The organism is Microbacterium sp. KRD172, from assembly GCF_017168295.1.
Classification (GTDB): Bacteria; Actinomycetota; Actinomycetes; order Actinomycetales; family Microbacteriaceae; genus Microbacterium; species Microbacterium profundi.
Genome location: NZ_JABFAS010000002.1, coordinates 312,389 through 334,501, shown reverse-complemented (window position 1 = coordinate 334,501; position 22,113 = coordinate 312,389). Strand labels below are relative to the sequence as shown.

Genomic DNA, 22,113 nt, shown 5'->3' with positions numbered 1-22,113 from the left:
TTCTCTTGCGTGCTGGCATCCACGGTGTAAGGAATACGAGCGAATGTCTCTCGTATCGTGGAACTGTTATTTCAGCATACGACAATCATAGAACGGGATGCTGGAGCTGGCAAGCCCTGCACCCCAGTTCAGCGGTCATTTCAGCAGTTCGTCCCTGAGCCGAGCGACGTGCCCCTCAGGGTTCACGTTGTACTCCACGGACGAGATGACCCCGTCGGCGTCGATCACCACCGTCGTGCGGATCAGGCCGTCGAACGTACGGCCGTTCACGGTCTTCTGACCCCACGCACCCCATTCCTTCGCGACAGCGGAATCCTCGTCGGACAGCAGCGGGAAGCTCAGCTGCTCGGCCTCCGCGAACTCCGCGAGCTTCGAGACCGGATCGGGCGAGATCCCGAGCACTGTGTACCCAGCGCCCTGGAACGACCCGAGGTTGTCGCGGAAGTCGCACGCCTCGGTCGTGCAGCCTGGAGTGAACGCCGCCGGATAGAAGTAGACGATGACTGGTGCACCGCGCAGCTCGGACAGCGTGCGCTGGGTTCCGGATGCATCGGTGAGCGTGAAGTCCGGAGCCTTCTGGCCGACCTCGAGCTCTTCGGTTGAGTTGATCATGCGGTTTCTCCATTCTCGACAGGTTCGGCAGCTCCTCGATGAGCACTATTCTCCCGTCGCAGCAGCCGGCCGCGAGGGGCGTCGCTCTCGACCCGCGCTCCGGCGAGGTAGGTCGTTCGCACGATACCCGTGAGCTGCTGGCCGTCGTAGGGGGTGATCGGATGCCGGTGCGCAAGGCGCTTCGCATCGACGGTGAACGTCTCCTCCGGGGCGAAGACGGCGAAATCGGCCGCGCCGCCCTCGATGATGCGGCCCTTGTCGACCAGACCGACTCTTGCCGCCGGTTTCTCGGCCATGAGCGACACGACCTGCTCGAGCGAGTACCCGCGCTCGCGCGCGTGCGTCCACACGAGCGGGAGCCCCAGCTGCAGTGACGCGATGCCGCCCCACGCCAGCGAGAAGTCACCGTCGCCGGCGAACTTCATCTCAGGCGTCGACGGCGAATGATCGGAGACGATGTAGTCGATCGTCCCCTCCGACAATCCGCGCCACAGCTCGTCGCGATTGTCGCCCTCGCGAATCGGCGGACAGCATTTGAATGCTGTGCTCCCGTCGAGGATGTCTTCGGCGGTGAGTGTCAGATAGTGCGGGCAGGTCTCCACCGTGAGGTCGACGCCATCGGCTCGAGCCGCCGCGATCCGTCCGAGCGAGTCGCCATTGGAGAGGTGCAGGATGTGTGCGCGTATGCCGGTGTCGGCCGCGCCCTGGATCACCTCGGCGATCGCCGCATCCTCCGCCGAGCGCGGGCGCGAGGCGAGGAACGGCGCGTATTCGCGGCTCCCCGGCTGCACCGACTCCTCGATGATGTGCGCATCTTCGGCGTGCACGACCAGCAGCGAGTCCAGCCCTGCGAGCACCGCCATCGCGTCGCGCATCTCGACGACAGACACCTCAGGGAACTCATCGACCCCGGAGGGAAGCAGGAAGCATTTGAACCCGTAGACGCCCGCGTCGTGCAGTGGAGCGAGCTCGGCGATGTTGCCGGGGATCACCCCGCCCCAGAATCCGACGTCGACGAAGACGCGCCCCTCCGCCACGGCGCGCTTCTCATCGAGCGCAGCGACCGAGACGGTGGGAGGGATGCTGTTGAGCGGCATGTCCACGATCGTCGTGACCCCACCGGCCGCGGCCGCCCTCGTGGCGGATTCGAAACCCTCCCACTCGGTGCGACCCGGTTCGTTGACGTGCACGTGCGTGTCTACCAGGCCGGGCAGGAGCACCTCGTCCGCGGCGAGTTCGACGATCCGGGCGGCGCTGAGCCCGGCATCCGCAGGAGCGACCTTGGCGATTCGGCCGTCGCGCACCCCGATCTCAGCGGAGGTGATCGCACCGTCGATCAGGGCGCGACCGCGAAGAACGAGGTCATAGCGGTGCGCGCCTGCAGTATCGGGTCCTGCAAGATCGAGCTCTGCAAGATCGAGCTCTGCGATGATCGTGCGCACCAAGCCCTCGGCGAGCTCTTCAAGCAGCGGACCGGCCTCAGCCATGCTGCGCTCGGCGTCTGGTTCGAGCTCGGACAGTGCGCGAGCTCCGGCGAACCCGGCGTCCGCAATCGCATCGGCGGACAGCGTCGTCCGCCCGCAGACCGCGTACACCGGCAGGCCGGCAGCGGCCGCCGCACGTGCGACGCCGACCGGGGTCTTGCCCATCAGGCTCTGCTCGTCGAGGCTGCCCTCGCCGGTGATGACGGCATCCGCCCCCTCCATCTGGGAGGCGAGGCCTGTCATTTCGAGGACGACGTCGACTCCCGCGCGCCTGGTCGCGCCGAGCGCTATGGCGGCGAATCCCACGCCGCCGGCGGCACCAGCCCCCTCTCGGGAAGCGGCGTCGGCCGCAGCGACAGGGAACCCGCCCGCGGCAGAAAGCACCTCGACCAACCGCGCAAGACCCGCCTCGAGCGTCGCGACGTCGTCGGCACTCGCGCCCTTCTGCGGCCCGAACACCTCTGCAGCGCCGGTCGGCCCGGTGAGCGGATTGTCCACGTCGCTCGCCAGGATGATCTCGGCGTCGCGCAGCCGTGCATCCAACCCACTCACGTCCACGGAGTCGAGGCGCGCGAGTGCCCCGCCACCCGCCCGCAGTTCTGAACCGTCCGCGTCGAGGAACCGCACGCCGAGCCCCTGCAGCAGACCGGCCCCACCGTCGGTGGAAGCGCTGCCTCCGATTCCGAGCACGATGCGTCGGCATCCGGCATCCAGAGCCGCGCGGATGAGCTGGCCGGTGCCGAGACTCGTCGCCCCGAGCGCATCCTTACGGCCACCGGGTAGCAAGTCGAGGCCAGAGGCGCGCGCCATCTCGACGACCGCTTCTTCACCGCGCACCGCGAACTCCGCCTCGATCCGCGCACCGGTCGGTCCGGCGACCAGAGCAGTACGGGAGGAGAATCCTGCGGCGAGCACGGCATCCAGAGTGCCCTCACCGCCGTCGGCGACCGGAACGGTCACGACCTCGATCGTCGGGTCGGCGCGCCGCGCTCCCGAGGCGACCCTTTCAGCCACCTCGGGAGCCGTCAGCGACCCTTTGAACTTGTCGGGGGCGATGACCAGACGCATCTCAGACCTTCGCGAGCGAACGGATAGCGGTCGGAGCATCCTCGGATGTGACGGCGAGCTCGCCGAACTCGTTGACGTTGTCGAGTTCGGTGCCCATCGGAATGTTCGTCACGCGCTCGAGGATCGCTTCGACCACGACGGGAACCTGATACTGCTCGATGAGAGACCGCGCCTCAGCGAATGCCGCGGCGAGGTCTTCGGGGCGCTCGACGCGGATCGCCCGGCATCCGAGTCCCTCTGCGACCTTGACATGATCCACACCATAGCCGTTCGCGGTGCTGCCCTCCACGTGCGGGGAGTTGATGTTCTCGAACGCCAGCGACACCTCGAAGTCCATCTCGAAGCCGCGCTGGGCCTGGCGGATCAGCCCGAGGTAGCTGTTGTTCACGACGACGTGGATGTACGGCAGCTTGTGCTGCGCCCCCACCGCGAGCTCTTCGATCATGAACTGGAAGTCGTAGTCGCCCGACAGTGCGACCACGGTCTCGCCCGGCTTGCCGCGGACGACACCGAGAGCGGCAGGCCCCGTCCATCCGAGCGGACCGGCCTGCGCGGCATTGATCCACTTGCGCGGACCGAACACGTGCAGCAGTTGCGCGCCGGCGATCTGCGACAGCCCAATCGTCGTGACGTAGGTGGTGTCCTTGCCGAAGGCGCGATTCATCTCCTCGTACACGCGTTGCGGCTTCATCGGCACGTCGTCGTAGTGCGTCTTGCGCTGCAGCGTGGCCCTGCGCTCGCGGCTCTCATCGGCCCATGCCGAGTAGTCCGGCAGGGTGCCCGACATGCTGCGCTCGCGCGCTACTTCGAGGAACGCGTCGAGGGCGGCACCGGCATCCGACACGATCCCGAGGTCCGGCGCGAAGACGCGACCGATCTGCGTCGGCTCGATGTCGACGTGCACGAACGTACGCCCCTCGGTGTACTTGTCGACGCTGCCGGTGTGGCGGTTGGCCCAGCGATTGCCGATGCCGATCACGAAGTCCGACGCCAGCAGCGTCGCGTTGCCGTAGCGGTGCGAGGTCTGAAGACCCGCCATCCCGGCGTTCAGCTCATGATCGTCGGGGATGGTGCCCCAGCCCATCAGAGTCGGGATGACCGGGATGCCGAGCACCTCTGCGAATTCGACGAGCTGAGCGGACGCGCCGGCGTTGATGATGCCGCCACCCGCGACGATGACCGGATGCGCGCTCGCGGTGAGCATGTCGATCGCCTTCTCGGCCTGACGGCGCGAAGTGACGGGCTTGGCGATCGGCAGCGGCTCGTAGGCGTCGATGTCGAACTCGATCTCGGTCTGCTGCACGTCGATCGGCAGGTCGATGAGCACCGGACCAGGCCGCCCCTCGCGCATCAGCTGGAACGCCTTCTGGAAGGCACCGGGAACCTGAGCACCCTCCATCACGGTCATCGCCATCTTCGTGAGGGGCTTGGCGATGGTCTCGATGTCGACGGCCTGGAAGTCTTCCTTGTGCAGCTTCGCGACGGGCGCCTGGCCGGTGATGCACAGGATCGGCAGCGAATCGGCCCAGGCCGCGTACAGCCCCGTGATCATGTCGGTTCCGGCGGGGCCGGAGGTGCCGATGCAGATGCCGATGTTGCCGTCGGCGGCGCGGGTGTAGCCGTCGGCCATGTGGGCTGCGCCCTCGACGTGGCGGGCAAGGGTGTGCCGGATGCCGCCGTTGGCGCGCATCGCGGAATAGAAAGGGTTGATGGCGGCCCCTGGCAGGCCGAACGCCTCGATGGCGCCCTCCTTCACCAGGATGGCCACGGCGGCATCTGCCGCGCGCATGCGAGTCATGACTTGTCCTTAGAAACAGTGTCAGGCGCGACCGGCGAAGGCCGCGGTCAGCTTGAAGAGCCCGGAGTGGTCGAGGCCGGCGTCGCCCTGCTGCACGGCGGAGCCGACGAGCTGGGCCACGTGGGCGCCGAGCGGGATGGTGATGCCTGCCTGTCGTGCGGCGGCGGTGATGATGCCCATGTCCTTGTTGTGGAGGGCGAGGCGGAATCCGGGCGAGAAGTCGCGATCGAGCATCTTCTGGCCCTTCTGGTCGAGCACCTTGGATCCGGCGAGTCCGCCGCCGAGCACCTTGAGCGCAGCATCCGTGTCGACGCCGAATGCCTCGAGGAAGATGATGGCCTCGGCCAGCGCCTGGATGTTCACGGCGACGATCAGCTGGTTGGCCGCCTTCACCGTCTGCCCGGCGCCTGCAGGCCCGACGTGCACGATGGTCTTGCCGACCGACTCGAGCACCTTCAGAGCGTCGGCGAAGTCCTGTTCGGTGCCGCCGACCATGATCGACAGCACGGCGTCGATCGCACCCTGCTCACCCCCCGAGACGGGAGCGTCGACGGCGCGGAGGCCCGCGGCGATCGCCTCGTCGGCGAGCTCCTTCGCGACGTCGGGGCGGATGCTGGATGCGTCGATCCACAGCGCTCCCTTCTCGGCGTGCGCGAAGATGCCCTCTTCGCCGCGGACGGCGGCTGCGACATCAGGGGAGTCCGGCACCATGGTGATGATGACGTCGGCGCCCTTGACTGCCGCGGGGATGCCGTCGGCGCCCTGGCCGCCCGCGGCGACGAGTTCGTCGATGCGGTCTTTGCTGAGGTTGTAGCCGGTGACCGAGTGTCCTGCGGCGATGAGGTTCTTGGCCATGGGAAGGCCCATGATGCCGAGGCCGATGACTGCGATGCTGCTCATGATGATTCCTTCGTGTGATGCGGCGACGATGCCGCGGAAGTGGATGTGTTCTCAGCGCGTTCTGCCGGCGGCTGCTGCCGCCCATGCGAACGCGGTCTCGATGGGCGCCTTGTACTCGAGGCCGATGTAGCCGGAATAGCCGAGCTCTTGGCTGCGTGCGATCCAGGTGTCGATGGGTAGGGCGCCCGTTCCGGGGGCGCCGCGGCCGGGCGCATCCGCGATCTGGATGTGACCGAACGATGCGGCGTGCTCTTCGATGACCTGGGGCACATCGTCGCCGTTCACCGCGAGGTGGTAGAAATCGGCGAGCAGGGCGAGGTTGCGCGCGCCGGTCGAGGTGCGGACGTGGTCGATGACGTCCAGAGCGTCCGCCGCAGTGCGCAGCGGGTACCGCTCTGCGCCGCTGACCGGCTCGACGAGCACGGTGCCCCCGACTGTCCCGACGGCTTCGGCGGCGGCCGCGAGGTTCTCGATCGCCACGGCATCCTGAGCGGCCGGGTCGACCCCGTCGATGCGGTTGCCATACAGCGCGTTGAAACCCTTGGTGCCGAGTTCGCGTGCGATGCCGACCACGACGGCCAGGTTGTCGCGGAACTCTTTGCCGCGTGCGGGCCACGAGACCAGTCCGCGGTCGCCGTTCGGCATGTCGCCGGCGTTGAAGTTGAGGCCGGTCAGCTGCACGCCTGCGTCGCGGATGGCGGCGATGAACGCGTCGACCTCGTGGTCGAGCGGTACAGAGGTGGAGAACGGCCACCAGAATTCGACCGCGTCGAATCCGGCGGCCTTCGCCGCGGCGGGGCGCTCGAGCAGCGGGAGCTCGGTGAGAAGGATCGAGCAGTTCACCGTGTACGTCATTTCGACTCCTTCGTCTTGTTTGTGTCTTTCCGTATTGTGGAAGAAAACTTCTGCTACACGAAAGTCTACGGCGCGCCGGGCGAGGTGTCAACGATGGGATCCGTCAGGCGCGGGTGGCTGAGCGCGGGTGGCGCGCGCCGCCTGCATTGCCGGAACGCTTTCGCGGGTTCATCGCGTCTCGAACCCGCGAAAGTGTTCCGGTACGACCGCGGGCGGGATGTAGACGACTCTTCCTGCACGAGATGAGCAGAGGCGGGGGTTGCTCACATTCTCGGAGAACTCGGGATGCCGCGTCGCGCAGCTCCGTCAATATCGACGGATGCGACACCGTGTCAGACTTCCCCGCCGACTGGGCGACAGGTTCCCCGTGCGCACTGCGGAAGCCGTCGGCCTCCGCCCCGGCCGGTACAGCACTCCCGATCTGCACCGGCCGTTCCGCGGCATCCGCTCGGTCGAGGTGCCGACGACGTTCCATGACTTCGTCGACTGTTACGTGCCACGACTGAAGCCGGCCCAGCGATTCGGGGGCATGACGGCAGCCCGCGACTGGGGCCTGCCGATGCCGACGAAATGGACGTCGAAGGAACCGCTCGACATCTTCGTACCGTGGTCAGGGGCTCCGCCGAAGACACCGGGAGTCCGCGGTCGGCGCATGCGCGAGGATCGCGCTGAGACCCGCACCCTCCGCGGACACCCTGTCATCGATCCAGTCGCCGCGCTCTTCACCTGCGCTGCGACCCTGACCGTGACGCAGGCGGTCATCGTGCTCGACGCACTGCTGACAACGGCATCCAACTATCCCGATCTCGGGCCGGGGAGGCCGCTCAGCACGCGCTCCGAGATCACCCGTCGGCTTGAGGAATGGGAGAGGTTCCGCGGGCGCGCGACGATTCGCGCTGCGCTGCCGCAGGCTCGTGAACTCGTCGAATCTCCGAAGGAGACCGAGACCCGGCTGCTGCTCATCGACAGCGGGCTGCCCGAGCCCGTCGTGCAGCACGAGGTGTGGGTCGACGGGCAGTTCCTCGGACGCACCGACCTCGCATATCCGGAGTGGAAGATCGCGTTCGAGTACGAGGGAGACGGCCATCGTACGGACAAGGACCAGTGGCGCAAAGACATCCAGCGGCAGCGCTGTCTCGAAAGCGCGGGCTGGATCGTCATCCGCCTCACCCAGGCCGACCTCGATGAGCCCGAACTGCTGATCGCTCGCGTCCGGAGCGCGATCGCCTCACGTAGCAAGTGACCCGCGCCGCCCGCCCGCCGTCGCCCAGATCCGCCCGCCCGCCGGGACGCGGGAAGAGTTTCCTGGGTTCCGCCGCGAACGAACCCGGGAAACTCTTCCCGCATCTGCCATTCGGCGGCCTGGCGACGGTCGAGAGCTCGCCCGGCTCGCACCGGGCGCGCGGTGCGCCGGGCGCGCCCTCACCCCCAGGGACGCGGATCCCCGCCGCGGGTCAGCATGACCTGGCGGTTGACGTCCTTGTACAGCAGATAGCGGAACGGCCCTGGTCCGCCCGCGTAGCAGGCCTGCGGACAGAACGCGCGCAGCCACATGAAGTCGCCGGCCTCGACCTCGACCCAGTCATCGTTGAGGCGATAGACGGCCTTGCCCTCGAGCACGAAGAGGCCGTGCTCCATGACGTGCGTCTCGGCGAAGGGGATCGATCCTCCGGGCTGGAAGGTCACGATGTTGACGTGCATGTCGTGCGACAGATCATCCGGATCGGCGAAGCGCGTCGTCGCCCATGCCCCGTCGGTGTCCGGCATCTCACGCGGCGTGACGTCCTGATCGCGCGTCACGAACGACTTCGGCAAGGCGATGCCTCCCGCGCGCTCGTAGGCCTTGCGGATCCAGTGGAACGACGTCAGCTCCGCACCCTCGTTGGCCAGCGACCACGTCTCCCCGGGTGCGAGGAACGCGTAGCCGCCCTCGGCGAGCACATGTCGCTGTCCCGCGATCGTCACCGTCAGCTCGCCTGCGGTCACGAACACCACGCCCTCGACGCCCGCCTCGGGTTCGGGGTGGGAAGCGCCGCCGCCCGGCTGGATCTCGACGATGAGCTGCGAGAACGTCGTGGCGAATCCGGCGATCGGGCGGGCGATGATCCACGAGCGCGTCTTCGTGAAACCCGGCAGGTTGCTCGTGACGATGTCGCGGAAGACGCCCTTGGGGATGACCGTGTACGCCTCTTTGACGATGGCGCGATCCGTGAGCAGCGTGGTCTGGTCCGGCAGGCCGCCGGCCGGTGTGTAATAGCTCATGATTCTCCTTCGAATTCTGGGGGCGCGTCAGGCGCGCGCGAGCGCGTGGTCTGAGAGCCTGGGATGAGCGAGCGCGGTGAGCGCGTCGACCCGGATGCCGATGTCCGCAGCCACCTCGTCGGCGTCGATGGCTCCGCACTGCACGCCGCGGAGCACGAACCACGCCAGCGCCCGCGCAGTGGCCGGCTCGTCCATGACGGCACCCTCCTCTTGCGCGAGGTACGTGCGCAGCCGCGATGCCGAGTCCGGGTAGCCGTGTCGGTAGAAGGCGTACGTCGCGAGATAGCGCGTCGGCAGCTGATGCGGGTGCAGGTCCCAGCCCTGGTAGAAGCCGCGTTCGAGCGAGCGCCGCACGAGTCGCGCGTGCAGCGCCCACGCCTCGGCAGCCCCCTCGCCCACCGGCAGGATGTTGGTCGAGCCATCCGAGAGGCGGATGCCGGTACCGGCGACCGCGAGCTGCATGATCTCCTTCGCGAGATCAGCGGCCGGATGCTCCATCGACTGGTACCCCGCCGCGATCCCGAGTGAGGCGCTGTAGTCGTACGTGCCGTAGTGCAGGCCCGAGATGCGTCCGGGGGCGACCACCGGCAGCTGCGCGAGCGGCGAGCGCCCGTCGGCGCCGAGCACGAGCTGCGGCGTCTCGACCTGCACCTCGAAACGCAGGCGACCGGCATCCAGTCCGTGCACGCGCTCCAGCGCCTCGACAGCGATGATCATCGCCTCCACCTGCGCAGTCGTCGTCACCTTCGGCAGCGTGAGCACGAGCCCGTCGGGCAAGCCGCCGGCATCGAGCAATCCCCCGATGAACAGGTCGAGGGTGCGGAGCCCGCGAGCGCGCATCGGCTTCTCGAAGCATTTGAAGCGGATGCCGATGAAAGGCGGAGCAGACCCGGATGCCACGGCATCCGACACCTTCGACGCCGCATGCGCGACATCCGCGTCTTCGACGTCGCCGCGATCACCGTAGCCGTCTTCGAAATCCAGCCGCAGATCCTCGATCGGTTCGGTCGAGAGCTTGCGCGCCACCCGACCGGCCACTTCGCCGATGAGACCGGGCTCGATTCCTACCTGCGCGGCGAGGGCCTCCATCCCACCTGCTGCCTCGACAGCGGCGAGCGCCTGCGCACCCCACTGCGCGGCGAAATCCGGCGTGAACTGATCCGCGGGAACGTAGACCGTGTGCACCGGCTGGCGCGCACCGCTGTCTCCCGGGTAGACGGTGTCGAGAAGGTCGTCGGTCGTGGCGAGGTGTTGATCGATCCTCGCCAGGTCGTCGTCGCTGAGTCCACTTCTCATGCGTCCACCCTTGCCGCGGCATCCGTGAGCAGCTCATACGCCGGCAGCGTCAGGAAGTCGACGTACTCGTCATCGAGGCAGATCTGCGAGACCAGGCGAGCCGCCGGCTGGTAGTACTGCTCGAAGTCCGCGTCGCTCACTCCGGCGGCGAGCTTCGCGACCTCTTCGGCCAGCAGACGCTGCACGAGATCCGCGGTCACCGCCTCTCCGGTGTCGGCGAGCACGGTGCCGTTGCGCAGCTGCTGCCAGATCTGCGAACGCGAGATCTCGGCGGTCGCGGCATCCTCCATGAGGTTGTTGATCGCGACGGCGCCATTGCCGGAGAGCCACACCGCGGTGTACGTGACGGCCACGGCGAGGTTGGTGCGCAGACCGGCTTCGGTCGCGCTGCCGGATGCCGACGCCACATCGAGCAGGTCGTCAGCGGCGACCGAGACTTCAGGACGCTGGCGATCGAGCTGGTTGGGACGCTCGCCGAGCACCCCGTCGAACACCTCGCGGCAGATCGGCACGAGGTCGGGATGCGCGACCCAGGATCCGTCGAAGCCGTCACCGGCCTCACGCGTCTTGTCGGCACGGACCTTGTCGAAGGCCGCCTTGGTCGCCTCCACATCGTTGCGGTTCGGCACGAATGCAGCCATGCCGCCCATCGCGACGGCACCGCGCCGGTGGCAGGTCTTCACGAGAAGCTCTGTGTAGGCGCGCATGAACGGTGCGGTCATCGCGACATCCGCACGGTCGGGCAGGGTGAACGCCTCACCCTGGTCGCGGAACACCTTGATCAGGCTGAAGAGGTAGTCCCAGCGTCCGGCGTTCAGGCCCGAGGCGTGGTCGCGCAGCTCGTAGAGGATCTCGTCCATCTCGAAGGCCGCAGGGATCGTCTCGATCAGCACCGTGGCGCGGATCGTCCCCTGGGGGATGCCAAGAGCATCCTGAGCATGCACGAACACATCGTTCCACAGACGCGCTTCGCGGTGGCTCTCGAGTTTGGGCAGGTAGTAGTACGGGCCGTGCCCGTTGGCGATGAGCTGGCGGGCGGTGTGGAAGAAGTGCAGCCCGAAGTCGACGAGCGACGCGCTCGCACGTTCGCCGTCGATCAGCACATGGCTCTCGGAGAGGTGCAACCCGCGAGGGCGGGCGACGACGGTGGGGCGATGCACATCCGTACGCAGCGCATACGGCTTGCCGGCGGGCGAGGTGTACGCGAGCGTGCCTCGGGCGGCATCACGGAGGTTCCGCACGCCCTCGACGACGTTCTCCCAGGTGGGGCTCGAGGCGTCTTCCAGGTCGGCCAGCCAGACGCGAGCCTCGGAGTTCAGGGCGTTGATCGCCATCTTCGCAGGTGAGGCGGGGCCGGTGATCTCCACTCGGCGGTCCTGCAGGGCAGCAGGTGCGGGAGCGACCTGCCAGTCCCCTTCGCGGATGTGCGCGGTCTCGGGGAGGAAGTCGAGACGCCCGGTGCGGGCGACCTGGTCACGGCGCAGCTGGCGGGCGACGAGCAGTTCGCGCCTGCGGGTGTCGAATTCACGGTGCAGGTCTTCCACGAAACGGAGAGCCTCTGCGGTGAGGATATCGTCCGCCGCGTCGATGCGGGGCTGACGTGTGATCTGGATGGTCATGCGACCCCTTCTGTCATGTGGATAATAACCTCCACAATACGGAAGTTTCAAGAGCGCATGCGATTCGTTGATGGGATAGCCTGATCGGGAAGTCGTTTCCACCATGTGGATAAGTGTGTCGAATTCGAGAGGTCTCTCAATGCCCGCAGCAGCATCCGACGGAGTGAAGTCCGTCACTCGCGTCTTCGATCTGCTTGAACTCATCGCCGACGCCGGGGGCGACGTCACCCTCAGTGAGCTCTCCGCATCCGCCGAACTGCCGCTGCCCACGATCCACCGCCTGCTGCGCACGCTCGTCTCTCTCGGATACGCCCGTCAGCTCGCGAACAGGCGCTACGCGCTCGGACCGCGGCTCGTGCGACTCGGCGAAGCCGCCAACCGCAAGTTCGGTCGGATCGCGATGCCGCAGCTCAAGGACCTCGTCGAGCGCCTGGGCGAGACGTCCAACCTCGCCACGATCGACGGTGACCGCGTGATCTACGTGTCGCAGGCGCCGTCTCCGCACGCGATGCGCATGTTCACCGAAGTGGGCCGCCGCTCGTACCTGCATTCCACCAGCGTGGGCAAGGCGATCCTCGCGCAGATGAGCGACGACGCCGTACGCGAAATCGTCTCGCGCACCGGGATGCCGCGTGACACCGAACGCTCCATCGGGACCGTCGATGCCCTGCTCGCAGACCTCGCGCTGACGCGTGAGCGCGGCTACGCGATCGATGACGAAGAACAGGAGATCGGCGTGCGCTGCTACGCCATGGCCGTGCCGGACATGCCCACCCTCACCGCGGTCTCGGTGTCGGGCCCCGTCGCCCGCGTCGACGAGGGGTTCGCCGAGCGGGCCATCCCCGTGCTGCGCGAGGTCGTCGCCGAGATCTCCGCGCTCTCCAGCACGTCCTGAGCCGATCTCGCCCCGTCGGGCGGAGATTCTGATGCACTTGACCGCACCGGACGCGCGGCCTATCCTTTCCATGGAACAGAATAGTGTTTCCGAATACTGGAAACAGGACAATCTGTTCGGCCCCCACCCGGCAGCGTCGGGCGCTTAGACTCGCATCATCGGATCTCGGCGCCCGTACACGCAACACCGCCGGATCTGAGGAGATCCACCTATGAATGACATCGCCGTCAACGTCAACGGGAAGAGCCGCCCCCTCGCGGGCACCCCGTCGCACACCACCGCCCTGGACTGGCTTCGCGGAGCCGGACTCTCCGGCGCCAAGGAAGGCTGCGCCGAGGGAGAGTGCGGTGCCTGCGCCGTCATGCTCGCCACTCCTACGCCCGAAGGCGGCACGGCCTGGACGCCGGTGAACTCCTGCCTCGTGCCGGTATACGCACTGAACGGTCAGGAGGTCGTCACCTCTGAGGGTCTTGGCAGCCCCGATGCACTGCATCCTGTCCAGGAGAAGCTCGCCGAGGCCGGCGGCTCGCAGTGCGGCTACTGCACGCCGGGTTTCGTCTGCAGCATGGCAGGCGAGTACTACCGCGACGGTCGCGAGGCTGCCGCGTCCGCTGAAGCCCCGCCGACCCCGACCCTTCGACAGGCTCAGGGATCGGAGGCGGCTCCGGGATCGGAGGCGGCTCAGGGATCGGAGGCGGCTCAGGGATCGGAGGCGGCTCAGGGATCGGAGGCGGCTCAGGGATCGGAGGCGGACCAGGGATCGGAAGCGGACTGCCCCGTTCACGACGCCGAGCACGGCCCGAACGGCTTCGACCTGCACGCGCTCAGCGGAAACCTCTGCCGGTGCACCGGCTACCGCCCGATCCGCGACGCCGCGTACGCGCTGGGTTCGCCCGAGAGCGACGACCCGCTGCTGCAGCGCCTTGCCGACCCCGCGCCCGTCCCGGTCGCCACAGCCGCGACAGTCGACGGCTCGCGCTTCATCCGTCCGGCATCCTTCGACGAGACCCTGCGTCTGATCCGCGATGAGCCGGATGCTCTGCTCGTCGCAGGTTCCACGGATTGGGGCGTCGAGGTGAACATCCGTGGCTCGCGCGCGCCCCTCGTCGTCGCGATCGAGCACCACGAGGAACTGCGCACGCTCGCCGTCACCGACGACGAGATCGAGATCGGCGCCGCCCTGCCGCTCTCGGAGATCGAATCGCGCCTCGGCGGCACGGTGCCGCTGCTCGCACAGCTGTTCCCGCAGTTCGCCTCCCGGCTGATCCGCAACCGCGGCACCATCGGCGGAAACCTCGGCACCGGATCGCCGATCGGCGACACTCCCCCCGCGCTGCTGGCCCTCGGAGCCCGTGTGGTGCTGGCATCCGCAGACGGCGAGCGCGAGGTCGACCTGGCCGAATACTTCACCGGCTACCGCCAGTCGGTCCGGCGTGCGGGCGAACTGATCCGGGCCGTGCGCATCCCCCGTCCGCTCGCGAAGGTGACCTCGTTCCAGAAGATCGCCAAGCGCCGCTTCGACGACATCTCCAGCGTCGCGGTGGCGTTCGCGCTCGACATCGAAGGCGGCTCAGTCACGGCGGCGAAGATCGGGCTCGGGGGCGTGGCCGCCACGCCGTTGCGCGCCCGCGCGACCGAGGAAGCCCTCGTCGGACAGCCGTGGAATGTCGCCACGGTCCGCGCAGCATCCGCAGTGCTCGGCAGTGAGGGCACGCCGATGTCGGATCACCGCGCGAGTTCGGAGTACCGCGCGCTCATGCTCAACACCGCGCTGCTCAAGCTCTACAGCACGACAGTGATCAACAACAAGGAGGTGTCGGCATGAGTGCTCTCGCCGACCGTCCGTCCAACCCCGTGGTCGGAATCCGCGCCCCGCACGAGAGCGCCGCCCTGCATGTGACGGGCGCCGCCATGTACACCGACGATCTCGCCGCACACACGGCCGGTGTGCTCACCGCGTGGCCGGTGCAATCCACCAACGCGCACGCCAAGGTCACCGTCGACGTCTCGCCCGCATATGAAGTGCCGGGTGTCGTCCGCGTGCTCACCGCCGACGACGTCCCCGGCGTCAACGACGCAGGCATCAAGCACGACGAGCCGCTGTTCCCCGACGAGGCGATGTTCTACGGCCACGCCCTGGTGTGGGTGCTCGGCGAGACACAGGAGGCCGCCCGGCTCGGCGCCGCAGCCGTCAAGGTCGAGTACGAGCCGCTTCCGTCGCTGATCACGATTCAGGATGCCGTCGACGCCGAATCCTTCCAGGGCACAGCCCGCACGGTCGAGCGCGGCGACGCGGCATCCGCCCTGGCATCGTCTGCGCACGTCTTCGAAGGCGAGACGGAGTTCGGCGGCCAGGAGCACTTCTACCTGGAGACACAGGCGTCGTTCGCGACGATCGACTCCGAGGGTCAGTACTTCGTGCAGTGCTCGACGCAGCATCCGTCCGAGACGCAGGAGATCATCGCGCACGTGCTCGATCTCTCCTCGAACCAGGTCACCGTGCAGTCGCTGCGCATGGGCGGCGGGTTCGGCGGCAAGGAGATGCAGTCGCACGGCTTCGCGGCGATCGCCGCTCTCGGCGCCAAGCTCACCGGGCGGCCGGTGCGGCTTCGTCTGAACCGCACGCAGGACATCACGATGACCGGCAAGCGGCATCCGTTCCACATCTCGTGGAAGGTCGGCTTCGACGCCGACGGTCTGCTGCAGGGCCTGGATGCCGTGCTCACCTGCGACGGCGGCTGGAGCCTCGACCTCTCGGAGCCGGTGCTCGGCCGAGCCCTCTGCCACATCGACAACGCGTACTGGATTCCCAACGTGCACGCGCTCGGGCGGATCGTGAAGACCAACAAGGCGTCGAACACGGCGTTCCGCGGATTCGGCGGCCCGCAGGGCGTGTTCCTCATAGAGGACATCCTCGGCAGGGTCGCTCCCGCGCTCGGCATCGATGCTCTCGCATTGCGCGAGAAGAACTTCTACCAGCCGGGTCAGAGCACGCCGTACGGCCAACTCGTGAAGGATGCTGGTCGCCTCGGCACCATCTGGAATCAGCTCCACGACGAGGCCGACATCGACGAGCGCCGCGCGGAGATCGCGAAGTTCAATGCCGCCAGCCCTCACACCAAGCGCGCACTCACGATGACACCGATCAAGTTCGGCATCTCGTTCAACTTCGCCGCCTTCAACCAGGCCGGCGCGCTCGTGCACGTCTACAAGGACGGCTCGGTGCTGATCAACCACGGCGGCACCGAGATGGGCCAGGGCCTGCACACCAAGATGCTGCAGGTCGCCGCGACCGCACTGGGCCTCGAGCTGCACCAGGTGCGCCTCGCCCCCACCCGCACGGACAAGGTGCCGAACACGTCGGCCACTGCGGCATCCTCCGGCGCCGACCTCAACGGCGGCGCCGTCAAGAACGCGTGCGAGCAGATCAGGGAGCGGATGGCCGCAGTCGCCGGGCGGCTGCTGAACGTTGACGAGCGCGATGTGCGCTTCTCGGGCGGTCTGATCACTGGCCTCGGCAACACGTCGCAGACCCTGACCTTCGCCGAGGTCGCGGAGGCCGCGTATCTGCAGCGCGTGCAGCTGTTCGCCGCCGGCTACTACCGGACCGAGGGGCTGCACTGGAATCCCGAGATCATGCAGGGCTCGCCGTTCAAGTACTTCGCCTATGGGAGCGCTGCGACCGAAGTCGAGGTGGACGAGTTCACCGGTGCGTACACGGTGCGCCGCGTCGACATCGTGCACGATGTGGGCGACTCGCTCTCGCCGATGCTCGACATCGGTCAGGTCGAGGGCGCCTATGTGCAGGGCGTCGGCTGGCTGACACTGGAGGAGCTGCGCTGGGACACCGGCGACGGTCCGCACCGTGGCCGTCTGCAGACGCAGTCGGCGTCGACGTACAAGCTGCCCAGTTTCTCGGAGATGCCCTCGGAGTTCAATGTGCGGCTGTTCGAGGATGCCCGCGAGGACGGCGCTGTGTATGGCTCCAAGGCCGTCGGCGAGCCGCCGTTCATGCTCGCGTTCAGCGCACGTGAGGCGATTCGCGAGGCCGTCGGCGCGTTCGGACCGGAGGGCCACATGGTCGAACTCGGTTCGCCGGCGACGCCGGAAGCCGTCTTCTGGGCGGTCCGCACCGTGCAGCGGGCCGCGGCAGAGGCGGCGCCCGACCGCGCGGGTGCCCACGAGCTCGCCGCCGTTCGCTGATCGGACGCGGGATGGACTGGCTCGACGCCCTGCAGGATCTGCGCACGCGGCGCATTCCTGCCGTCGTCGTGACGATGGCGCTCGTGCGTGGCCACGCGCCCCGCAACGGCGGCGCGAAGATGGTGGTCTCCCCCGACGGCGTGTTCGGCACGATCGGAGGCGGAAACCTCGAGGCGACCGCGATCGATCGCGCCCGTGCGATGCTCGCGTCCGGTTCGGCCGAGCCCGAACTGCTCACGCTCACGCTCAGCGACAAGGCGACCACGGAGTACGGTGTGCAGTGCTGCGGAGGAGAGGTCACGATGATGCTCGAGCCGATGCGGGTCGTCCCCGTGGTCGCGATCTTCGGGGTGGGGCACGTAGGGCTCGAGCTCGCGCGCATCCTCGCGCGGCACGAGATGGATCTGCACCTGATCGATTCCCGTACCGAGATGCTCGCACCCGAGCGCGTGGGCGAACCGGGTCGAGATGGCGTCTTCGCGGATGCTGTCGCCAGGGTCCGCATCACGCACTCCCCTGTTCCCGAGGCGGCGCTCACGACCTTGCCGGCCGGCGCCCACGTGCTGGTGATGACGCACGACCATGTCGAGGACCTCGCCGTGGTCGACCAGTCGCTGCGCACCGACGGCATCCGCTCGATCGGCTTGATCGGCTCGTCGTCGAAGTGGGCGCGCTTCCGCAAGAAGCTCACCGAGCTCGGGCACGGTGACGCGGACCTCGCCCGCGTCACCACGCCGATCGGCGTGCCGGAGGTGTCGGGCAAGCAGCCGGCGGTCATCGCGGTCAGCGTCGCGGCCCGCATCCTGCAGCTCATCGACGAGGCGGCGCCGGTCGCGGTGGCGGAATCAGATGACTGAGACGCCGCATGCTTCGGCGATCGTCACAGGCGCCGGGAGCGGCATCGGACGCTCGATCGCGCGCGCCCTGCTCGTTGCCGGGTTCGGCGTGACTCTCGCCGGCCGACGCATTGCGCCTCTGCAGGAGACGGCCGCAGGTCATGCGCATGGGCTCGTCGTCGAGACCGACATCACCGATCAGCCCCAGGTCGAGCGGTTGCTGTCTCGTCACGTCGAGACCTTCGGCCGGCTCGACGTCCTGGTGAACAATGCCGGGGTGTTCGGTCCGAGTGCCGACATCGGCGACCTCACGACCGCCGAGTGGGAGTCGACGCTCGCCGTCAATCTCACCGGCGCGATGCTCTGCGCAGGAGCGGCGTTCCGCCAGATGAAGGCGCAATTGCCGGCCGGTGGACGCATCATCAACAACGGATCGATCTCCGCGCAGACCCCGCGCCCGCGCTCGGTCGCGTACACGACCACCAAGCACGCCATCGCTGGGCTCACGAAGTCCATCGAACTCGACGGGCGTGCGCACCGGATCACCGCCACGCAGCTCGACATCGGCAACGCGCGCACCGAGCTGATCGACCGACTCGTCACCGACGGGGCGCTGCAGGCGGATGGCTCACGTCGACCCGAGCCGACGATGGATGCCGGTCACGTCGCCGATCTCGTCGTTCAGCTCGCGGGGATGCCGCTCGAGGTCAGCGTTCCTCAGCTGACCGTCACCGCAGCCGGTATGCCGTTCATCGGCCGCGGCTGACCGATCGAGTCGAGCCGCGCACGAACGCCAGCGGAAAGGTCAGCAGCGCGAGCGCCGCAGCGGCGAGCAGCGCCGGAGGGAACGAGAACGCCGACGCGAGCAACCCGACGACCACTGCACCCAGGCCGGTGCCGGCGTCGAAGCCGATGTTCCACACGGCACTGGCGACCACCTGGTCCCGCCGCGGCACCGCGGCGAAGGCCGCTCCGAGGGTGAGGTTCTGCAGCGCGCCGTAGGCGATGCCGATCAGTGCCATTCCCGTCAACAGCATCCCCTCTCTCCCGCTGCCGGCGGTCGCCCACGCTGTGGCGACAAGCCCAAGGATGGTTAAGAGCACGAACGGCCACATCAACCGCTGCGCACCGACACGATCGGAGAGGTGCCCGACGCCCCACCTGGTGAGCGCCGCAAGTCCCGTCAGGAGCAGCAGCCCGATCGTCGTGATCACGGCCGAGACGCCGAACTGCGGCACGAAGGTGATGAGCGCTCCGCCTGCGAGGGTGACCCCGAGGAGCAGGAACATCGGTGGAAGCAGCCCGAGGTATCGGCGCACTCCGTGGTGCGCCTCGTCAGCCGGATCGGGATGCGGCGGCAGGCCGTCGACTCGTCGTCCCAGCCGCACCGCCGCGAAGACACCCAGAACCGGTGCGGTCGCCAGCAGGAAGACGAGCCAGAAGCCGAGATGCTCGGCGATCCACGGCGCCGCCGGAAGCAGGAGCACCTGGGGACCAGCGATCCCCAGTCCGAATGCGCCGATCGCCCTGCCGCGCCGCGCGGGTTCGACGAGCTCGGCGACGGCGCCGCTTCCGCACACGGTCAGCACAGCGAAACCGGCGCCTCGCACGGCAGCGAGGAACAGGATGAGCGGCAGCTCATCGGAGAGCAGGTGCGCGGCCGCGGGCAGTCCGAGCAGCAGCATGCCAACGACGAGCACTCGTGTCCAACCGAATCGGCGCAGCGCGGCGGGGACGAACAGCTGCGAGAGGACCGTGAAGAGCATGAAGACACCGGTCACGAGTCCGGCACCCGCCTCGTCCGCTCCTCCGCGCACCGCCCACAGCGGGGCGATCGGCATCAGCAGCGCGTATCCGGAGAACCCCGCGACGACCATGCCGAGCAGGGCGGGCATGCCGGGCGCGCGCCACACCGACTTCTGCTGCATCCGCCCATCCTTTCATCCGCCCGGCGGGCTCCACCCGACGCCGGAAGACTTTCGCGGGTTCCCGCGCGGGCGAACCAACGAAAGTCTTCTCGCACCGTCCGGATGCGACGACGGATGCGACGAGCGGACCGAAGCCCCCAGGATGCCCGCCCTCGCCTCAGCCGGCGAGCAGCTGCTCGATCGGACCTCGGACGAAGTAGAGCATGAAGCCGACCGAGACGATCCACATCAGCCAGTGCACCTTGCGGGCGCGACGCGAGAGCGCGTTGATCAACGTCCAGGCGATGAAGCCGACGCCGATGCCGTTAGCGATCGAGTAGGTCAGCGGCATCGTGACGATGGTCAGGAACGCGGGGAGGACGACCGCGAAGTTGTTGAACTTGATCTCCTTGATCTGCGCCATCATCATCGCGCCGACGACCACGAGGGCAGCGGAGCCGACCTCGATGGGAACCGTCAGCGTCAGTGGCGTGAAGAACATCGAGAGCAGGAACAGCACGCCCACCACCACCGAGGCGAGCCCCGTTCGGGCTCCCTCACCGATGCCTGAGGCGCTGTCGACGAAGACCGTGTTCGATGATGACGACGTCGCACCACCCGCGACGGCACCGAGGCCCTCGACCACAAAGGCCGAACGCAGACGCGGGAACGTGCCGTCCTTGTATGCGAGGCCGGCGTTCTTGGCGAGACCGGTCATCGTGCCCATTGCGTCGAAGAAGTTCGTGAACAGAAGGGTGAAGACGAGCATGGTCGCGGCAAGGGCACCGATGCGACCGAATGATCCGATCAGGTCGAACTGGCCGACCAGACCGAAGTCCGGAATCGTCACGAGCGCGCTCGGGAGTTCGGGGATCGTCATGTGCCATCCGCCAGGATCCTCGACGCTCGGACCGAGCTTGAGGAACGCCTGCGAGATGATCGCTGCGATCGTCGCGACGACGATGCCGATCAGGATGCCACCGGGAACCTTGCGAGCCACCAGGACCGCGATGATCACCAGCGCGAACAGGAAGATGAGGGTGGGCACGGATGTGATCGAACCGCTGTCACCGAGCTGCACCGGCGGGCCGCCCGGGGTGCGGGTGACGAAGCCCGCGTCGACGAAGCCGATGAAGGCGATGAAGAGACCGATGCCGACGGTGATCGCGGCCTTCAATGGTGCGGGCACCGCATTGAAGATCGCGGTGCGGATGCCGGTGGCTCCGAACAGCACGATGAGCAGGCCGTTGATGACGACGAGACCCATGGCCTCGGGCCACGTGACCTGGCCGACCACCGCCACCGCGAGGAACGAGTTGATCCCGAGGCCTGCGGCGAGCGCGAACGGCAGCCGGGCCACGACGCCGAAGAGGATCGTCATGACGCCGGCGGTGAGGCCGGTGGCCGCGCCGATCTGCGCGGCCTGCAGCGCATTTCCGGCGACGTCCTCCGTCCCGCCCAGGATGAGCGGGTTCAGGATGACGATGTAGGCCATCGTCACGAACGTGACGATGCCTCCGCGGATCTCTCGTCCGAAGGTCGATCCTCGGCGAGTGATCTCGAAGAACCGGTCGAGGGCGTTCTTGGGTTCGGCGTCGACGGTGGTCGTCGCGCCCGTGGGCAGCGGTGGGTGCACGACGGTCTGCGTGGATTCGTCCTCGGACTCGCCGCGGACGGATGTGGTTGAAGTCATCGTCGGGTCCGATCAGTAGTCGACACGAGTGGTCGTCTGGTTCCACTCGGTGAAGGCGGCGACCCGCTGCTCCGGAGGAAGGGGTTCCTGTGCGACCGGCATGATCGCCCTGTCTTCGCTCGTGCCCTCGAAGTACTTGTAGAAGACGGCGTCGTCGAAGCCGGCATCGGCGGCGTCGTTGCGATCGGCGGCGAAGTACACCTTCTCGACGCGCGCCCACAGCGACGTCGCCAGGCACATCGGGCAGGGCTCGCAGCTGGTGTAGAGCACGGCGCCGGTCAGGTCGAACGTGCCGAGCGCCTGGCAGGCGTTGCGGATGGCCGTGACCTCGGCGTGCGCGGAAGGGTCGAGGTTGGCAGTGACGCGATTGACGCCTTCGAAGACCTGTCCGTCGGCCGAGACGATGATGGCGCCGAACGGGCCGCCTTCGTTCCGAACGTTCTCAGTCGCGAGATCCACGGCGCGAGCCAGGTACTCGGCGGGTGTCGGGGCGGTGTCTGCAGCTGACAATGCCGTGGACGGGGTGATACCGATCGTGTCCATGTGGGAGAGCTTCCTTGCGTCGGACGCTGATGCGACGAGACCTGCCGGGTGTGTGTGCGTGATCCTCGTCGATCCGCTGGCTTCTGGTTTTCTTCCCTGCCCGTTGATCACGGGTTGCGGGGCGTTACGACAGTAACAGCGA

The 22,113-nt window shown here is 67.8% G+C and carries 17 protein-coding genes and 1 pseudogene; 6 read left to right on the top strand and 12 right to left on the bottom strand.

Annotated elements, in window-relative coordinates; genetic code table 11:
* Positions 1–135: 135 nt before the first annotated feature.
* The 6 genes and pseudogenes from bcp to J1M43_RS01775 form a co-directional block, all read right to left on the bottom strand.
* The gene (gene bcp, locus J1M43_RS01795) at positions 136–612 is read right to left on the bottom strand and encodes a thioredoxin-dependent thiol peroxidase (protein ID WP_206475541.1); all 477 of its coding nucleotides are present in this window, start codon (positions 610–612) and stop codon (positions 136–138) included.
* A complete protein-coding gene (gene allB, locus J1M43_RS01790) occupies positions 609–2,042 on the bottom strand; it encodes an allantoinase AllB (RefSeq protein WP_307823523.1) in 1,434 nt (477 codons plus the stop codon). The genes bcp and allB overlap by 4 nt, the downstream gene beginning before the upstream one ends.
* A gap of 18 nt (positions 2,043–2,060) precedes the next feature.
* Positions 2,061–3,164 (bottom strand): annotated as a pseudogene (locus tag J1M43_RS16610) (glycerate kinase); the annotation flags it as partial.
* A 1-nt stretch (position 3,165) separates the two neighbouring features.
* A complete protein-coding gene (gene gcl, locus J1M43_RS01785; protein ID WP_206475540.1) occupies positions 3,166–4,962 on the bottom strand; it encodes a glyoxylate carboligase in 1,797 nt (598 codons plus the stop codon).
* Positions 4,963–4,983: 21 nt separating this feature from the next.
* Positions 4,984–5,862 (bottom strand): 2-hydroxy-3-oxopropionate reductase, encoded by an 879-nt coding sequence (locus tag J1M43_RS01780; RefSeq protein ID WP_033105656.1) that lies wholly within the window; start codon positions 5,860–5,862, stop codon positions 4,984–4,986.
* Between the two features lie 51 nt (positions 5,863–5,913).
* Complete coding sequence (locus J1M43_RS01775) at positions 5,914–6,717, bottom strand: hydroxypyruvate isomerase family protein (RefSeq protein WP_033105655.1); 804 nt, start codon at positions 6,715–6,717, stop codon at positions 5,914–5,916.
* A 319-nt stretch (positions 6,718–7,036) separates the two neighbouring features.
* Between J1M43_RS01775 and J1M43_RS01770 the strand changes: the two genes are divergently transcribed.
* A complete protein-coding gene (locus J1M43_RS01770) occupies positions 7,037–7,960 on the top strand; it encodes an endonuclease domain-containing protein (protein ID WP_206475539.1) in 924 nt (307 codons plus the stop codon).
* A gap of 179 nt (positions 7,961–8,139) precedes the next feature.
* Here the strand turns inward: J1M43_RS01770 and J1M43_RS01765 are convergent, their stop codons facing one another.
* Genes J1M43_RS01765 through aceB form a run of 3 tightly spaced genes read right to left on the bottom strand, consistent with a single transcriptional unit; the run spans position 8,140 to position 11,894 of the window.
* Positions 8,140–8,982: a bifunctional allantoicase/(S)-ureidoglycine aminohydrolase gene (locus J1M43_RS01765; RefSeq protein ID WP_152594839.1), complete on the bottom strand. Its 843-nt coding sequence runs from the start codon at positions 8,980–8,982 to the stop codon at positions 8,140–8,142.
* A 24-nt stretch (positions 8,983–9,006) separates the two neighbouring features.
* Positions 9,007–10,275 carry an aldolase gene (locus J1M43_RS01760; protein ID WP_206475538.1) on the bottom strand — a complete coding sequence of 423 codons (1,269 nt, stop codon included), beginning with the start codon at positions 10,273–10,275 and terminating at the stop codon, positions 9,007–9,009.
* Complete coding sequence (aceB, locus tag J1M43_RS01755) at positions 10,272–11,894, bottom strand: malate synthase A (protein WP_206475537.1); 1,623 nt, start codon at positions 11,892–11,894, stop codon at positions 10,272–10,274. Before aceB ends, J1M43_RS01760 begins: the two co-directional genes overlap by 4 nt.
* A 139-nt stretch (positions 11,895–12,033) precedes the next feature.
* On the opposite strand from aceB, the gene J1M43_RS01750 reads away from it, so the two are divergent.
* The 5 genes from J1M43_RS01750 to J1M43_RS01730 all read left to right on the top strand — a co-directional run bounded on the left by J1M43_RS01750 (position 12,034) and on the right by J1M43_RS01730 (position 18,594).
* Entirely contained in the window at positions 12,034–12,789 is a 756-nt protein-coding gene (locus J1M43_RS01750) for an IclR family transcriptional regulator (protein ID WP_033105651.1), read from the top strand.
* 211 nt (positions 12,790–13,000) lie between these two features.
* Positions 13,001–14,614 carry a xanthine dehydrogenase small subunit gene (locus tag J1M43_RS01745; protein ID WP_206475536.1) on the top strand — a complete coding sequence of 538 codons (1,614 nt, stop codon included), beginning with the start codon at positions 13,001–13,003 and terminating at the stop codon, positions 14,612–14,614.
* The gene (xdhB, locus tag J1M43_RS01740) at positions 14,611–16,992 is read left to right on the top strand and encodes a xanthine dehydrogenase molybdopterin binding subunit (protein ID WP_206475535.1); all 2,382 of its coding nucleotides are present in this window, start codon (positions 14,611–14,613) and stop codon (positions 16,990–16,992) included. Before J1M43_RS01745 ends, xdhB begins: the two co-directional genes overlap by 4 nt.
* Positions 16,993–17,003: 11 nt before the next feature.
* A complete protein-coding gene (xdhC, locus tag J1M43_RS01735; protein WP_206475534.1) occupies positions 17,004–17,849 on the top strand; it encodes a xanthine dehydrogenase accessory protein XdhC in 846 nt (281 codons plus the stop codon).
* Positions 17,842–18,594: an SDR family oxidoreductase gene (locus tag J1M43_RS01730; RefSeq protein ID WP_206475533.1), complete on the top strand. Its 753-nt coding sequence runs from the start codon at positions 17,842–17,844 to the stop codon at positions 18,592–18,594. Before xdhC ends, J1M43_RS01730 begins: the two co-directional genes overlap by 8 nt.
* On the opposite strand, the gene J1M43_RS01725 is transcribed toward J1M43_RS01730, so the two are convergent.
* From J1M43_RS01725 to J1M43_RS01715, 3 genes are all read right to left on the bottom strand, one after another.
* Positions 18,578–19,756, bottom strand: a complete 1,179-nt coding sequence (locus J1M43_RS01725) for an MFS transporter (protein ID WP_206475532.1) — start codon at positions 19,754–19,756, stop codon at positions 18,578–18,580. The two genes, J1M43_RS01730 and J1M43_RS01725, sit on opposite strands and share 17 nt — an antisense overlap.
* 157 nt (positions 19,757–19,913) lie before the next feature.
* Complete coding sequence (locus J1M43_RS01720) at positions 19,914–21,428, bottom strand: NCS2 family permease (protein WP_206475531.1); 1,515 nt, start codon at positions 21,426–21,428, stop codon at positions 19,914–19,916.
* A 12-nt stretch (positions 21,429–21,440) separates the two neighbouring features.
* Positions 21,441–21,971 (bottom strand): nucleoside deaminase, encoded by a 531-nt coding sequence (locus J1M43_RS01715; RefSeq protein WP_206475530.1) that lies wholly within the window; start codon positions 21,969–21,971, stop codon positions 21,441–21,443.
* Between the last annotated feature and the right edge of the window lie 142 nt (positions 21,972–22,113).